The sequence below is a fragment of the Candidatus Magnetominusculus dajiuhuensis genome (genome assembly GCF_046044395.1).
In the GTDB taxonomy this organism is placed as follows: domain Bacteria; phylum Nitrospirota; class Thermodesulfovibrionia; order Thermodesulfovibrionales; family Magnetobacteriaceae; genus Magnetominusculus; species Magnetominusculus dajiuhuensis.
This window is the reverse complement of sequence record NZ_JBJUSG010000016.1, coordinates 20,258-36,277: the sequence shown is the minus strand read 5'-3', so window position 1 is coordinate 36,277 and position 16,020 is coordinate 20,258. Positions and strand designations below refer to the sequence as shown.

The window sequence follows — 16,020 nt, the reverse complement described above, 5'->3', positions numbered from 1 at the left end:
CCCCCCCGGGGGGGGGGGGGCTGCTTTACTATTGTGACACAGTCTGGAAAGCGGAATGACAAAAAGGGACAAAGATAACAACAATCTAAGCAACTACCGCTTACTTATGATGGAGAACAAATTTGCCGTGCCTCCAATATCGACAAAACCGTAACCCCAATGATATACTACCATCATGCAAACGCTTGAAGCAGATTTAGACTTAACAGAGATTATCAACGGAGAGGAAATCATGGGGCCTAGTCCATTTGGTAAACATCAGAGGATTGTTTTTAATTTAGCTGATATTATGCGCCATTATGTTATCAAGAACGGTTTAGGAGAGGTGTGTTTATCCCCGCTTGACGTAATCTTTGAAGATTCAATCAACCGGCTTCAACCCGACATCATCTTTATCAGGAAAGAGAATATGGCAATCTTTCAGGACTGGATAAGGGGTGTGCCTGATATGGTATGTGAAATAGTTTCCCCCGGCACATACAGAAGAGATACCGCCGTCAAAAGGGAAATATATGAGAAATACAAACTGCCTGAATACTGGATTGTCATCCCCGAATTACTTACTATTGAGATTCTTACCATTGAAAACAATAGATATATCACACACTCCATCGCTGAACTTGAAGGCGTCGTTCAGTCAAAAATCATAGACGGCCTCAATGTCAATATCAGGGATATATTCGATTTAAAAACCTATGTTTGACCGGCGAAGGCTGCGACTGCTGCCTCTTAATAGCAGGATACACGATATGAGTTCCGATGCAATAATGCCCCTGACAGCGTGCGATGGCGGCAGGTTAATGGAAACCGCCTCTGATATCATAACCGCACGGCAGCGCTCATCCCCCGTAATTCTTATGATGGGGGCACACGTCATACGCAGCGGCGTTCAGAGGTATCTGATTGATATGATGGAAAATGGTTATATATCGTGCATTGCAGGAAACGGCGCCGCCGTCATACACGACTATGAACTGGCTCTGATTGGCGCTACCACAGAGGGTGTCTCGAAATATATCAAAGACGGCCAGTTTGGTTTGTGGAAAGAGACCGGCCAGATAAACGATATTATTAATGCCTCCTACGAAAATGATACAAAAATTGGACTTGGCGAGGCCATAGGCAGGGCAATCTCTGAGGGCGCTTTTGCGCATACGGACATAAGCCTGTTAGCCGCCGCATATAGGCTCAGGATTCCGGCAACTATACACGTTGGTATTGGTTATGATATAATCCATGAGCATCCGAACTGCAACGGAGCGGCAACCGGGGCGTTGTCATACAATGATTTCCTTAAATTTGTATCAGTAGTGGAGGGGCTTCAGGGTGGTGTGCTTATGAGCTTTGGAAGTGCTGTGATGGCGCCGGAGGTTTTCCTTAAAGCGCTCAGCATGGCTAGGAATGCGGCATCCCAGGAAAATCGCCAAATTGACAACTTCACCACAGTCGTCTTTGACATCCATGACATCACCGATACCAAAAATGAACCGCCTAAGGACTGCGCGACGTATTATTTCAGGCCATTAAAGACGATACTTTTAAGGACAGTGGCCGACGGGGGCACGGGCCGTTACATCAAGGGCAGTCACAGGGATGCCATCCCCGCCCTTTGGAGCGCCCTCTGTGAACTGAGAAGCGCTGAACCATGAAAAAAATATATAGCTTAGAGGAACTCTCAAAAATATTAGTGGCATTGAAGGCCGACGGCAAACGCGTTGTCCACTGCCACGGCTGCTTTGATCTCATGCACCCCGGTCATATCAAACATTTCGCGGCGGCAAGACAAATGGGAGACTGCCTTGTCATCACCGTAACGCCAGATGTTTACGTAGATAAGGGAACTGGCAGGCCGGTGTTTAATGAGGCAATCAGGGCAGAGTGTCTGGCAGCCCTTGAGTGCGTTGACTATGTGGCCATAAATGAATGGCCTACCGCGGAGCAGACGCTGCGCCTCCTGCGCCCCGATATATACGTCAAAGGGCAGGAGTTCGAAAATTTCGCTGACAAAACGGGAAAACTCCAGAAAGAGTACGAAGTCATAAAGGAAATCGGGGCGCAGATGAGTTTCACACACGAAATAGTATTCTCATCTACGGAGCTTCTGAATAAATATTTCATTCCGGCTATTAAAAAAACTCCGGATATTTATCCAGCGGATGTCGTAACATTTCTTAATAAATTCTCAGCAAAATATAAATTTGAAGACATAGAAAAATCAATTAATAAAATAAAGACAATGAAGATTCTGCTCATCGGCGACTGCATAATTGACGAGTACTATACATGCGAAACTATGGGCAAGTCGCCCAAGGCCCAGCTCCTGGTCAACAAGTACATCAACCATGAGGTTTTCAATGGCGGGGTCATGGCCATAGCAAACCATCTTGCCGGTATCTGCGATAATGTCCACATGATAACCGCACTGGGGGCAGAAGATTCAAAGGAAGATTTTATCACCAATAATCTAAAATTAGCAATCAGGCCGAAATTTTTTTATAGAAAAGACGGCCCCACAATAGTCAAAAGGCGATACATAAACAGCAATCAACGACAAAAGGTCTTCGAGATAAACTACATCAACGACAACTACATAGACGATACCCTTAACCACCAGATAATCGGGCATATAAAATCTATTATCAATGAGTATGATTTAATAATGGTCTGTGACTTCGGGCACGGTCTTATTACTAAAGGGATAATCGCGGACATGGAGGAATTCTCTACGAAAGTCGCCGTTAACGTCCAGACAAACGGGGCAAATGCGGGCTATAATCTCATCACCAAATATAATCGCGTCAACTTCATCTGCCTCGACGAGTACGAGGCAAGGCTGGCCGTCCAGGACAAGTTCTCTGTAATTGACGATATTGCACGGGCGCTGATGTCTGAGGTATCTTTCAACCATCTGGTAATCACCCTCGGCGGACGGGGACTAATATATATAAACGGACGTGGCGAGATAACGAAGGTACCGGCGTTTGCCACAAATATTGTGGATGTGGTAGGGGCAGGGGATGCCCTGTTTACTTATGCCGCCTCGTGCTTAGCAGTTGATATGCCCGCGGAGGCGGCGTCCTTTGTCGGCAATGTCGTCGGGGCGCTGGCCGTGCAAATCGTGGGAAATAAAAATCCGGTTGAAAAGTATGAAGTGATTCAATTTATGAACAGGATGCTGCGCTGATGGAAACTATAAAACAATACATCGGCGACTTTAAGTTGCTGCTTGAAAAGATAGAGTGTAGCGACTTGAAAGGCGGCAGGATAGATTTTCCAGTGGCGATAGGCTGCGCGTGCGTGTTAATCAGGGCGCTGGCCGGCTCTGACCTGAAACTCATGTTTGTTGGTAACGGTGGAAGCGCCGCGATATGCAGCCATATGGCGACAGATTTCAGTAAGAACGGGGGGATTGCCGCCCTGGCCTTTAACGATGCCTCGATGCTGACGTGTATGGGGAATGATTTCGGATACGAATATGTGTTTGAAAAACCTGTTGAGCTGTTTGCCGTCAAAGGGGATTACCTTGTTGCGGTGAGCAGCTCCGGGCAGTCGAAAAACATATTAAACGCGGTCAGGGCGGCGAGGGCCAAAGACTGCGCCGTCATAACCCTCTCAGGATTCAACGCAGACAATCCATTAAGGGCAATGGGAGATCTAAACTTCTACGTGCCCGTTGCACACTACGGCTATGTCGAGGTAATTCACCAGTACATCTGCCACGCCATAATAGATAATTTGAGTGTGAATATCAATGCGCGATAGGCCGAATCTCCTGAACGACAAGGCTGAGGAGATACGACGCTCCATATTCAAAATGATATGCGACGGCGGCGGCGGGCATATCCCCGCCTCGCTGTCAATCGTAGAGATACTGGTTGCCCTGTATTATGAAGTTCTGAATGTTACGCCAGCGACCATCTGTGACCCCGGCAGGGACAGATTTATCCTCAGCAAGGGACATGCCTGCGTAACCCTCTACGCGGTGCTTGCAGACTTAGGATTTTTCGATAAATCAGCGCTTGACACGTTTGGCAGGCGCGGCTCAATACTGGGCGGGCACCCGGACATGCTTAAAATACCGGGCGTTGAGGCCTCAACCGGAGCGCTTGGGCATGGACTTCCCTTTGGCGCCGGGATTGCCATGGCCGCAAAGATGGACAACAGGGATTTTAAGGTCTTTGTCGTGATGGGAGACGGGGAGTGTCAGGAGGGTTCAGTGTGGGAGGCGGCGATGTTTGCGGCACAGCATAGGCTTGATAATCTCTGCGTAATAATTGACTACAACCGGCTTCAGGCGATGGATGAACTTGATAAAATAGTATCAGTAAGCCCACTTGCAGATAAATGGCGCGCATTCGGCTGGCAGGTAAAAGAGGCAGACGGGCATAATATTAAAGAGCTGGTTGATTTATGCACCGCCCTTCCCTTTCAGCCCAAAAAACCATCTATGATAATAGCAAACACTATAAAGGGCAAGGGTGTGTCGTTCATGGAAAACGAGCCGATATGGCACTACAGGATGCCCAACGGGCAGGAGATGCGCGTGGCCTGTAATGAGCTGGGAATAGACCCTAAATGAGAAACGCATACATAGATGCCCTATATGAATTAGCGGGAAAGGACGAGAGAATACTTGCCCTTGTGGCCGACAACGGTGCCATTGTCTATGATAAGTTTCGGGCGGCCTACCCCGGCAGGTTTATTAATTTCGGCATAGCCGAGGCCAATATGATAGGTGTGGCCGCCGGGCTTGCCTCATGCGGCAAGGTGCCTTTTACATACACGATAGCAAGTTTTCTGACAATGAGGGCGTTTGAGCAGATCAGAAACGACGTGTGTATGCAGCGCATGAACGTCAAACTCGTGGGCATTGGGGCCGGGTTTGTTTATAGCAATCTTGGGGCTACCCATCACGCCACTATTGATATGTCCATAATGAGGGCGCTGCCCGGGATGACGGTGTTTTCACCTTCCGGCCCTCTGGAGGCAAGGAAGATAACAAAAGAGGCCACCCGCATTGACGGGCCGGTTTACATACGCCTGTCAGTCGGCGGCTCCCCTGAGATATACGAAGCCGATTATGAATTTGAAACCGGCAAGGGCGTTATATTAAGAGATGGCCCGGAAACACCAGATGTGGCAATATTCACAACCGGCGGCATAACCACCGAGGTACTGAAGGCGCACGGCGAGTTGAGACACATGGGGATAAATGCGCGGGTCATCAATATTCATACAATAAAACCGATAGATAAAGATATTATAATAGCGTCAGCCACTAAGACAAGGGTGGTCATCACAGTAGAAGAGCACAGCATCATCGGCGGCCTCGGCAGCGCCGTGGCGGAGGTTATAGCAGAAAACGGCATCGCAACCAGATTTAAGCGAGTTGGCCTGCAGGGTGTCTTCGCCGTGGGATATGGGACATACGACGACATGAAGGAAATGAACGGCCTGTCAGCAAACGCAATAGTTAGGGAAACCATAGACTGCGTTAATATGAAATAAGCAATAAAAACTGTCATTCCTGCGAAGGCAGAAATCTATAATCCTGAATACAAAATGGAGAAAACTTGATTTTGCCAATGAAAAAATATATCATACCCCGTAGTGCAGCCGTGTTGTCTTAAATAAATTTTAAAAAGGAGACCCCCATGCTAATACGAAGTTTTATCGCCGCCCTGCTGAGCCTCTTGTGTTTAACAGCGTATGCCGAGCAAATGACCTTAACCGGGCCTGATGGAGTCAAATACTCCGGCGAGTTTAAAAATGGCGTACCAAACGGGCAGGGCACCGCGGTCAGGCCCGACGGTGGGAAGTATGTCGGCAATTTTAAAGACGGTAAACCAAGCGGCCAGGGCACTACTACAGGGCCAGATGGACTTTCGTACACCGGCGAGTTTAAAGATGGCGTACCAAACGGCCAGGGCACCGCAATCGTGCCTGACGGTGGGAAATACATCGGCGACTTTAAGGACGGCAAACCAAACGGCCAGGGCACTATGACTTACCCGGACGGCGGGAAATACACAGGGGAATTTAAGAATGGTAAACCAAACGGACAGGGCACTGCCACCGCGCCAGATGGAGGGACGTATGTCGGTGAGTTCAAAGATGGAAAACAGGACGGCCAGGGCACTACTACCAGCCCAAACGGCAGGACACAAACCGGGAGGTACGAGGGCGGCAAGTTCGTCGGACGCTGAAAATTTTAATCAATATTATTGCCGTCATATACCATATATGTGAAAGTAACAATTGAGTTTTCTGGGGTGTTGATATTCTTGGAAAGGACAAGCACAGTATATACGTAACAGTAGGTACAGGCGTTACAGTTACACGCACCCGGGGCCGTTACCGCCCCTATAATGGCTTGTGTATTTATTATTTTCGTATAGACCGTGTAGGCAGGGGAATTTGTCCGCGCGTCATTGTATGTGGTTGTCACATCAGGGTCTACCGCGGCGTTAGTACTGGTGGCGTTGGCGTATGTGTCGCATGTCCCTCCCCATTGATAATATGTCGTTCCCGAACCGCCGACGCATTGTGTGCCCGTGGCAGGGGCGCTTAGACACGTAGCCGTATTGAGCTTTGTGGCAAGGCAACTGGGATAAGTGGTCGAGACTGTGCCGTAATCAGGGGTGGTGCTGCTCATAGAATTCTTCAACAAACTCATAGCCACATCCGACGCCCCTCTGGCGGCAGATATCGTGCTGGTGTAACGCTGATATCCCCCCGCAATCTTCGTGCCAATTGTAGCCATAAACAGCATGGCACCGCTTAATGCCAGGGCAACCATAGCAAGAACCATCGTTATTACGAGAATAAAACCCCTTTCATCAAATTTCGGTACCTTCTTTGGAGAAAATTTTATTATCATTCGTAGTTTCCTCCTAAAGAGTTTAACTTTACGTTTATCTTCTGCAGCTTCCATCTGTAATTGGCATAGCTGGCCAGTGTCGTAAGATCATAGGTCTTGAGAGTTATATCGCTGTCGCCTATGGCTATAGAATTGTTGCCGTACGTAAAAGTCGGGTCCATTTTGCCTTCGTGCGTGAGGACAAAAACTTTAACCTGTTTCAGGTATCTTCTTATGCTTTGCGCATTATTTAAATAAGTGGTAGTCAGGTGGCATGGGTCGTTGGTGCAACCTGCGTCGCTGGTAGAGTTGCACGGGGTCAAACTTGCCGTGTTTGAAGTCAGATTTGTGAACCTGCACCATGTCAGTGTACCTGTGCAGCCAGTACCAAGGGTGTCGGCGCAGCCGGTGTCTATGCCGAGGGCGACCTGAAAATCTATGACGCAGTCCATGATGGGCTGTTCCACCCTCTGGCCGTTTGAGTGGGACAGGACAGCCCTATAGAGGGTATATCCCGCGGGGTGGCACTGCAGGGGATATGGGTGTGCGGCGGATGTCCCGCCCCTCTGGATATAGTAATCAACGCGGTTAAAAGGCATTCGAAGGTTAGTAGTTGAATTTACCCCGTATATGACATAGAAACTCCCGGCTGCAGGGGTTGTTGGCAGATACGTGGTCGTTGCACTTGCCGTACCGCCTGTTGCAAGGCCATACTGAAAATTGGCACCGTTGCTGACCAATTGGCGTGTGGAGGTCACCGCTATTGCCCTATCGGATGGAGTGGTTGTAGCAAGGTCCCAGGTTGAATCGTTCCATTTGATGTAGTGGCTGGAGGCGTCAAGCATTGTCCATTTCCTGGTAACCGCTGTCCTGTCGGCTGTTATGGACTTGACGACTAAGACGTCTGAACCATTGCTGGAGGACGGCGTGGGGTTAGTGTTATGGTCAAGGACTAGCGGGCGCGGCTCGCAACTGCTTGTAGAGTCGTTGAAGTCAGTAGCAGGGTTAGGCGTATATTGATTGGGTGTGAAGTTAGCGCTGCCGGTTGGGGTGAAGCCGGTTGGGTATTCGCTGTAGGCCGTAATGGTTGAACATGCCCCGCCTCCGGTGCCTTCTGGTAGCCCGTAACCCGCTGATTCGAGGTCGTATCTTAATAACTCCAGGCCAAGGACGTCTTCTATCTGTGATTCAGCGGTCTTGGTTTGAATCTTGAAGGAGCTTGTCAACGTGGTAAAGGACGCAAAAATCGCCCCCATCATAATAGAGACAATCAACATTGACACGAGAAGCTCAGCGATTGTGAACCCCGCGCTGCCGCCCGCTATTTTCCTCAACAATGCAATCCTCATAATCACCCTACCAATGGACTTATTATAGTTTCGACATTGTACGAACCTGTGTATGTCATGCCGTTAAAGCAACTATACCCCGTTGGGTCGTTGGCGGTTGCGTTTGTCTCGCCAAGCTGCCATATGACAGAGACGCTGACTTCCACGCTGTTGCCCCTGGGAGTGACATATCTGCATAAATTAAACGTAATATCCCTGTTGTTAAAATGCCTGATGATTGCAACTGGCGTAGTGGTTGACAGGATGATAGTATTTAAGGCAGTTGATGGCCTGACGAGGCGCGTCTGATTGTCTATGTCCTGCTGGCCTATCTTGACGGCCTCTTCTCTGACGTCATTTTTCAGGTTTATCGCGTTTACGTAAATCATCGTCTGAATCATCCCAAGCACCACGACCATCAGAATCAACATCGAGACCATTGCCTCCACAAGGGTAAAGCCCTCGCCGTTGGAAACCGGGCTGCCTGAAATAACACCCTTATTTAAGGACACATTCGCCACTGTCATACACTCCATTTTGGTTTGCGTCACACCACTTTCCCATTTTTATAAAATTCACCGTCAGGACAAGACAGGAGGACTCTGGATAAGAGGCGTCACTGCAATTTGTTGACATATCCGCCATCCTGCAGCAGCTCGTAGCCGCGGCGGATGTACAGGCCGTGTTCTCGTATGCACCACTGCAGTTAGACACTGAACCGGCATCGCAGCCAGGGCATGGCGCGTATATCTCTATTTGGTTGGCGGTAGACAAAAAGCCCTTGCTGTCATAGGTTATGTCAGTAATCGCGTTTAACACCGTCAATGGGGCAAGCTGTGACAGCGTAGTAGTTCTCACTGTGCCAAAACCGCCCGTGTCTGTAATAGAACCGTCACTGTTGTTGTCAGAACGCAGCGCATAGCTTGAGAAGCTGAAATTGGCGGTGGCAGAGCCAGTCAAAAAAACCCCAAACGCGTTCTTTTGCGACATAGCGTCAGCCCGCATCTCCGACAGGTCAGAGTACATCTGTTTTACCGACGCCTCGGAGTTGCTCTTCGCCTTCTGCCCTGCCATCTGATACACAATCAACCCCGCAATCACCCCCATAATCGCCACAACCACCATGACTTCCACCAGGGTGAAGCCTCTATTATCATTATTAGTAATCATAGGTTATCCTCGTCACCTCTCCATCCAATTCAGTACCTTCCCGAAGGCGCTTGAAGATGGCGCAGTGTAAGGGGTGCTTGATTCCGGGGCTATTCCAGGCATCCAGGTTGTCACTGCCCCCATGGCATTACTCTGCAGTGACGATTGGTTAGTATCGCTTGAGCCTAACGTATGGAATCCCGTTTTTACGGAAATCTTGGTTATCGCGCTGGTTGAAAGCTGCATAAACAATGTCCCCTGCAAAGCTGACACGGGGATTGTATAGCCTGTGCAGTTATCCAGGGCCGACCCCGGGGCCGCCGCCGTTGCACAGTTAAAGACCCATTCCCTTGACCTGCCTCCAAAAGAGCATACATCAGATGTAGGCTGAGTGGTGGTAAAGAAGATCATATTAGAGGTAAACACAGGGTCAGATATATCACGCTCTCCTAAGTATGATATGCTGTTGACAGTCTCCTGGGCGTCAAGTGGGACTGTCCATGAAGGCTTTTTGGAAGTGCCGGTAAGCGAGTTACACGTATTGGGCACGGTGGAGTTCGAAAGTTGTGTTACGGTAGTATTGTCACAGCACCCGTTCTGATCACAGGTAAATGGAGAGCCATAGAGAAAGTCTCCCGAAAGTACAGTCCCGCTGCCGTTAACTACATTGTACGAATCCAGCGAGGTGAAGTATTTTCCAGTCCCCGCGTACACATAGTATTGGCTAAAGCATTTATCAATCTCCACCTTGCTCGTAACAGGGCCGTACAGGTTGAAGTTGCTCGTGTTGTAACCCCAGCAGTTTGACCAATTGCCGCTTGGGCAGCCGCTTCCACTACATGCCGCGGCGGAGGTTGTAGGGGGGGTTGACGAGCCGGTATAAACTGACATAAGCCCGCCTGAGACATTGCTCCATGTGTTGTCTGTGGCCGAGGAGTAGCCAAATACGACCCAGTCGGTATTGCCGTCGCCATTAACGTCAAGCCCTGTGGTAAATAATCTGCCTCCGTAGGCGCGTGCAATGCCTGTGTCGTACTTATATACGCCGCCGCTGCTGCCCGTAGCGGTTGAGTTAATAGTGAAGTCATTGTTTAAGGCCAATGTAAAAGTCTGCAAATCCTGATATGAGCGGCCGGTATATGTCTGCGGCCCTGAGAGAAACATGACCATCAAATGCCCGCCCCTGTTAATGACCGCCGGGCCGGAGTAGGAAAATCCGAGCTGGGGATGAGAGAATTCCCACAGCAAGGTCGGCGACGTAGGATTAGTAACGTCAAGGGCATAGTACGAGGACAGGCCGACACAGGCGCTCATCGGCGACGTAGCGTCGGTGCGATTAGCGGTCGAACACGTATCAGACGGAGGTGTATATACGTCTGTGTTCGCGGGACAGGTACCGCTGCCGCATCCACATCCCCCGCCCAGACGCATCCCGCCTATCAGGACTACCTTCTGAGCGGACGCGCCCGTTGGTGTGTAGGTATATACATAGGGCTTGAGGTCATTAAAATAGAGGTGGCAGCCTGAGTTTGGCGAATAGGAAGGGTCTGCCAGATAGCGCAGGTAGGGCAGAGAGTTCCTCGGAATGAAGCCCCATAATTCGCCGCCCAGGCCTGAGCCGCTTAATTGCTCTATCTCACCGGCACCGAGGCCGCTGGTAGAGAGTTTTCCAGCCTTAAAGGCATGGAGCATTCCATCGTTGGCACCCACATAGGCCACCCAGTAGTCGGCGTTGCCGTTACTGGACGACGGTGTGTATTGCTGTAAAAAAGGAGTCGAGTAAACGATGTCACCGAGCTTCCATACGTTGAGAGCACTAAAGCCCTGATTTGCCGTAGTCCTGTTTCTAAGCCCCGCCTTGTCAATCCCGCGGGTATAGTTTATTATATCGTTCACGGTAGCCGTCCCAACCATTGTGGTGCCCATGTATGAGCTGAACTGGCTCGCGTTTGTCGTATTGAACAGTGCGAGGCCGCTGCTGCCGTTTCCATATATCGTCCTCACGGTGGCGTTGTCATGGTACAAATCATAAAAATTACCAGTGTAACTCGTAGTTGTGCTGTTTAAACTTGATGGGTCGCGGCTGTTTCCACCGGCCTCCCAAATAGTGTTGAGGGTATCGAAGGTCTCGGTTGACGGCGTCAGCGAGGTCAGAGTACCGGAGCCGGTTGTGTCGCTGTATAACTGTATGATGGGGTTGTTGTTCACAACCGAAAAGTTTATGACATCGTCGTTTGTGAGATTTAATTTAAAATCGTTGACCGTGTCTTCCCTGATTTCCTGCACCGAGCTGGTGTTGTAAAACCAGAGATTATTGAGATAGCCAACCCAAGAAATCTCGGTGTTGCCGGTAAAGTACTTGTTTGGGTAAAAAAGTACCTGCATGATATTGGCACCGGCCTGTGTCCTCTGTGAAAGAACCGTCGCGGCGGTTCCTGAGGATGTCTGCTTGAGAATCTTAAGGAAGGCCGTTTCAAGCTGCGTCTCAAGCGTTGAAGGATTAGTGACCAGATAGTAGTTGTCTGGAACGCCCGTGCCGTTGACGCCGGTTGTCCACTCAGTTGTATTGTCGGGCATATTGTTGCCGTTGCTGTCTGTGAAACCACCCCATTTGGCGGCATACCAGAGCGGGTCGTTCAGGAGCTTAACAGTGGAGGCAGAGGTATTAACGGTATGGGTTAAAGAACCTATATTGGCGTTGTTAGTGGGGGGAGTGCCTGAGGCAGACGGAACTGTCGTGAAGTTAACGCCGCAGTTCCCACTAGCAAGCAGGCCGGTATTTGGAGTAACAGAGCTGCTGTTACAGTTCGTGGCAAGGTAGTGGGGGCCGTCGGTGGTTGTGCCGCTTACTATATAACCCATGTTCATATTAAAGGGCGTGGAACTGCCGGTCATAGTGGTTGAAAAAGTAACAGTGGGAGGATTTGCGGCATTATTAGCGGTAATGTACAAACAACCGTCGGCGTCCATGTCGTAGTCTCCTCCCTGAGGCGAATCCTCCCATGTGATGAAGTAACGGCCTAGTATGGTGCCGGAAGGAGGGCTTGTACAGATGGTGGCGTTGCTGTCAATGATAAAATTGACCAGCGTACAGGGATTTCCATTGGAGCTGTTGTAGCACGCAGGTATAAATTGAATGCTGTATTGGTTAGACGAACCTACTTTAAGGGTCAAATTCGGAAGTGTCGTGCTCATGGCTATGGAATAAGTAGTAACGTTCTGGGTAACATTATCGCCCGTGATGCCGTTACTAGGGGTATTGCTGCTGCTTCTCAGATCGTTGATATGTGCCCAGTAGGCAAGGCCAGCAAGGTAATAAGAACTCTGTGAGTTCGGGGCGGTAGGGCAGACCCCCCTTACCGACGACAACGAGCTTACAGCCTTGCTTGTACACATATTGGTTGTGACGCCGCTTATCGTATCGTTTGTCGCACCGGACTGGCCAATAAAATAATTACCCGATATATTCTCTCCTCCGTTAGCGCTTCCACCCACTATATCGGTCTGTGTAGCCACGTTAAGAAGGGAACCGTTGACTCCTATATCAGCCGTCAACCCGCTTCCAAAATTGCTGTTTACTCCGGGAAGCTGGTCGGAGTCAAAACTTGGGGCCACGTCGCTTATAACCATGATAAACGGCTTGGCACAGTACGGGTATGTCGCGTATGGGTCTTGCCATGTGACAGGAGTAAGCCCCGGTACGATAGAGCTATCGTCTGTGCTGAAGGCCGATGTAGGCGTGGTCTTTCCCATAAAGTACCTCAGGGATTCATAATATATCTCGCTTATTGGGTTTCCCCAGTTAGTACAGGTGCCGCCCGAACTCTCGGTAAAGCTCTGATTTCCCCATGAGCAGCTATCAGTAGAGTTATACGTGCCGTCGCTCCAACCTGAGCCATAGTTGTACCTGTATATCTTTAACTTGTTCAGCGTGTCAATAATTCCAGGAAGTCCATCACTTGAAACGCAGGCCGTGTTAGCTACGCCACTGCTGTTTATACAAAATGTCCCATCAGTGGTATAGTTTATTTCATCTGTAATCGGGCTGATGTTTTTGCGCAGTACCCCGCCGGATTTATTCTTTATCCAACTGCCGGTCATAAGTCCGAAATACATTTTCGAACTCTCGCCGTATGCCTGTAATAAGCCGATGGGCTTATAATTGCCGCTTGGGTACAACTGGCACCTTTCCGAACCCAGCAAGGTCGAAACGCAGACCTGCACTTTCACTATATAGTCCATGTATCCACCGGTAGCCGCCGGGGGACGCCTTAATTCCCATTGAGAGCCGTTGTTATATTCTCCAGCCCTCGCGCACTGCCACCTTTCGTTAGACGCCCAGTACGGCCATGAACCACTTGCAACCCGCATAGCGGGGGGATTTGCCGGGTCGGCGACTGTCGTATTACAGACAGTAACACTGGCGGTGTTCGCCAAAGGTGTCAACTGATTTATCGTAGGGTCCCCTGTGCCGGGGGTGTATACCTTTGCCCAGCTATGGGCGTCCTGCGGGAGAAATTGTCTTTGCAGTATCGTCGAAGTCGCTGTGTCGGTAGACCTGTATCCTCCATAGAGCACCTTTCTGAGGACATCCATTCGCGACATTGTTGCCCAATTTAGAAAATTCCCGCTCCATGTGCTGCCGTTGCATGTAGCCGGAGATGTGGTTGACACGTAGGAAGGTGAGAAATAGTAAGCCGAATTCGTATACGAACTAGTCGTAGATGAGTATGTATAACACTTAGTGGAATCGAAATAGCCGTAATATGTAATGGCTCCCGAGTACTGCGTCTCAACCGTTCCATCGTTGTTGAGGTCAGTGTAATCGTTGTAGGCCTTATAGCTGTTCTTGTGGTCTTTTGATATGTCAAGCATAAGAAGAGGAGGGACACTCGCACCCATAAAAGGAGGGGTAGAGGTGCCGTTACAATAATTGGACATGGACGAATTGGTTGCGGAGATAGACGTGGTCGTAGTGGAGGTCGTCGAAGATGTAGTGGAGGTTGTAGTGGAGGTCGTCGCCGCCGTGGTCGTAGTCGTCGTTGCCATGGTAGTAGTCGTTGTTGCCGCGCTGTTAAACACGGCAGTGATACAATAAGAATTGCTATTGGAATATATGTTATGACAGGTCGTGCCCGTTCCACTACAGCCATTCCACTGGCAAGTCCCGGCATCACAGTTATTTGATGTTCCGCTGCAAGCCGTCCAGCCTCCGAAAGTACTGCCTGAGTTCGTCGTTTCGGTAAGGGTTACATCAGTGACACCGCTGCTTCCTGAGTACTGAAAGCAGTAGGCGCTAGTAGTGTTGCCAGCGCAACAGGATGTACACTTAGTGCAGCTGGACTCGGCACCAGATTGACTACCATTATTCATAGTTTGGGCTACACTGCCGCCGCCAGCCCCCGTCTTACACACATCCACCGTCCAGTGGGCCTCGGCAGGATGTGCCGCGAATAACAAAAACGCCGTCAAAAACAACAGACTTGCCAGATAGAGCACTCTTTTTAAATTGTTCATACTGCGGCAGGATACTCTGTGTGTATGTCTTTTTGTCGTTGTCAGCATCTTCAATCCCTCTCTGTTAGTGGTATTTATCTATAATGTCTTCCCTCAACGATTTACGTTCTTATCCTACAACTTTTTACCTTCGACATGCTATCATGTATAACTATTATACTCAATTTCTATTATGCAAGGATTCAAGTGTTTTGTCAAGTGTTTTTTTTGAGAAATTTTTGAGATTGGGAATTTGCATATTTGGTCTAACCTATGGCAACATATTGGAATGACACCGGTGTTGAGACTATCAATAGTTATTCCCGCCCTGAATGAAGAACGAACCATAGGCCGCGTTATTGATGGATGCCGGAAGTATGGCGGTGACATCCTTGTGGTCAACGGTCCTTCGGCAGATGATACGGCACAGACGGCAATCGAACATGGCGCGAGGGTAATACAGGACAACGGCAAGGGCAAGGGAGCGGCATTGAGAGAGGCGATTAAGCAGGTCACAGGCGAGCTGATTGTCTTCATTGACGCTGACGGCTCTCACGACCCCGACGACATTCCCCGTCTGATAGAGCCGATTCTAAACGGTGAGGCTGACCACGTTACGGGTTCGCGCCTTTTGGGCGGCTCCAGTGAGCTGCACGGCGGGTTTGACGAGTTTTTCAGGCTGATGGGAAGCGCCTTTATTACGGCCTGCATAAACTGGCGTTACAGGGTAAGAATCAGTGACTCCCAAAACGGTTTCAGGGCAATAAGAACCGATGTGGCAAGGAAACTCGCCCTTACAGAAAATATCACTACCATTGAGCAGGAAATGATTATGAAGACCATAAAGCGCGGGTTTAAGCTGGTTGAAATCCCCGCCCATGAGTACCAGAGGCAGGCCGGTGTGTCGAAGGTACGGCTGACGAAGGTGTGGTTCAGGTATATATATTCTTTGGTTAAATATCTGATATAGTAGTTTTATTACCTTTGAAGTTAGTTCCAGCAAGAAGACTGGATTCCAGCCTTCGCTGGAATGACAGACGTAGGGGACACTGGAATGATAGGCACAGGAAGATGGGAATGACAAATGAGGGGGAGCGGAAGTAACAGAATATCATTTCCATATTTTTTTATTCTGTCATTCCCGCGAAAGCGGGAATCCAGTAAAGAGAATTGCTGGTGTGCAATTAT

The 16,020-nt window shown here is 49.4% G+C and carries 13 protein-coding genes; 8 read left to right on the top strand and 5 right to left on the bottom strand.

Annotated features, from left to right (window positions below):
- The first annotated feature begins 175 nt into the window (after window positions 1-175).
- The 7 genes from AB7D94_RS03990 (at window position 176) to AB7D94_RS03960 (ending at window position 6,206) form a co-directional block, all read left to right on the top strand.
- Window positions 176-703, top strand: coding sequence for a Uma2 family endonuclease (locus AB7D94_RS03990; RefSeq protein ID WP_420264433.1), 528 nt, complete (start codon window positions 176-178; stop codon window positions 701-703).
- Window positions 704-749: 46 nt separating this feature from the next.
- Window positions 750-1,649, top strand: a complete 900-nt coding sequence (locus AB7D94_RS03985; protein ID WP_420264432.1) for a GSU2086 family protein — start codon at window positions 750-752, stop codon at window positions 1,647-1,649.
- The gene (locus AB7D94_RS03980) at window positions 1,646-3,184 is read left to right on the top strand and encodes a PfkB family carbohydrate kinase (RefSeq protein WP_420264431.1); all 1,539 of its coding nucleotides are present in this window, start codon (window positions 1,646-1,648) and stop codon (window positions 3,182-3,184) included. The genes AB7D94_RS03985 and AB7D94_RS03980 overlap by 4 nt, the downstream gene beginning before the upstream one ends.
- A complete protein-coding gene (locus AB7D94_RS03975) occupies window positions 3,184-3,762 on the top strand; it encodes an SIS domain-containing protein (RefSeq protein WP_420264430.1) in 579 nt (192 codons plus the stop codon). Before AB7D94_RS03980 ends, AB7D94_RS03975 begins: the two co-directional genes overlap by 1 nt.
- Window positions 3,752-4,579, top strand: a complete 828-nt coding sequence (locus AB7D94_RS03970; RefSeq protein ID WP_420264429.1) for a transketolase — start codon at window positions 3,752-3,754, stop codon at window positions 4,577-4,579. Before AB7D94_RS03975 ends, AB7D94_RS03970 begins: the two co-directional genes overlap by 11 nt.
- On the top strand, window positions 4,576-5,508 hold the full coding sequence (locus AB7D94_RS03965) for a transketolase family protein (RefSeq protein WP_420264428.1): 933 nt from the start codon (window positions 4,576-4,578) through the stop codon (window positions 5,506-5,508). The genes AB7D94_RS03970 and AB7D94_RS03965 overlap by 4 nt, the downstream gene beginning before the upstream one ends.
- Before the next feature lie 146 nt (window positions 5,509-5,654).
- Window positions 5,655-6,206: an MORN repeat-containing protein gene (locus AB7D94_RS03960; protein ID WP_420264427.1), complete on the top strand. Its 552-nt coding sequence runs from the start codon at window positions 5,655-5,657 to the stop codon at window positions 6,204-6,206.
- A gap of 5 nt (window positions 6,207-6,211) precedes the next feature.
- Here the strand turns inward: AB7D94_RS03960 and AB7D94_RS03955 are convergent, their stop codons facing one another.
- Genes AB7D94_RS03955 through AB7D94_RS03935 form a run of 5 tightly spaced genes read right to left on the bottom strand, consistent with a single transcriptional unit; the run spans window position 6,212 to window position 14,853 of the window.
- Window positions 6,212-6,880 (bottom strand): hypothetical protein, encoded by a 669-nt coding sequence (locus AB7D94_RS03955; RefSeq protein ID WP_420264426.1) that lies wholly within the window; start codon window positions 6,878-6,880, stop codon window positions 6,212-6,214.
- A complete protein-coding gene (locus AB7D94_RS03950) occupies window positions 6,877-8,193 on the bottom strand; it encodes a PilW family protein (RefSeq protein ID WP_420264425.1) in 1,317 nt (438 codons plus the stop codon). The genes AB7D94_RS03955 and AB7D94_RS03950 overlap by 4 nt, the downstream gene beginning before the upstream one ends.
- A 17-nt stretch (window positions 8,194-8,210) precedes the next feature.
- Window positions 8,211-8,714 carry a type IV pilus modification PilV family protein gene (locus AB7D94_RS03945; protein ID WP_420264424.1) on the bottom strand — a complete coding sequence of 168 codons (504 nt, stop codon included), beginning with the start codon at window positions 8,712-8,714 and terminating at the stop codon, window positions 8,211-8,213.
- Window positions 8,686-9,357 (bottom strand): pilus assembly FimT family protein, encoded by a 672-nt coding sequence (locus AB7D94_RS03940; RefSeq protein ID WP_420264423.1) that lies wholly within the window; start codon window positions 9,355-9,357, stop codon window positions 8,686-8,688. Before AB7D94_RS03940 ends, AB7D94_RS03945 begins: the two co-directional genes overlap by 29 nt.
- A 12-nt stretch (window positions 9,358-9,369) precedes the next feature.
- Window positions 9,370-14,853 (bottom strand): pilus assembly protein, encoded by a 5,484-nt coding sequence (locus AB7D94_RS03935; RefSeq protein WP_420264422.1) that lies wholly within the window; start codon window positions 14,851-14,853, stop codon window positions 9,370-9,372.
- Window positions 14,854-15,130: 277 nt separating this feature from the next.
- On the opposite strand from AB7D94_RS03935, the gene AB7D94_RS03930 reads away from it, so the two are divergent.
- Window positions 15,131-15,802, top strand: a complete 672-nt coding sequence (locus tag AB7D94_RS03930; protein ID WP_420264421.1) for a glycosyltransferase family 2 protein — start codon at window positions 15,131-15,133, stop codon at window positions 15,800-15,802.
- The last annotated feature ends 218 nt before the right edge of the window (window positions 15,803-16,020 follow it).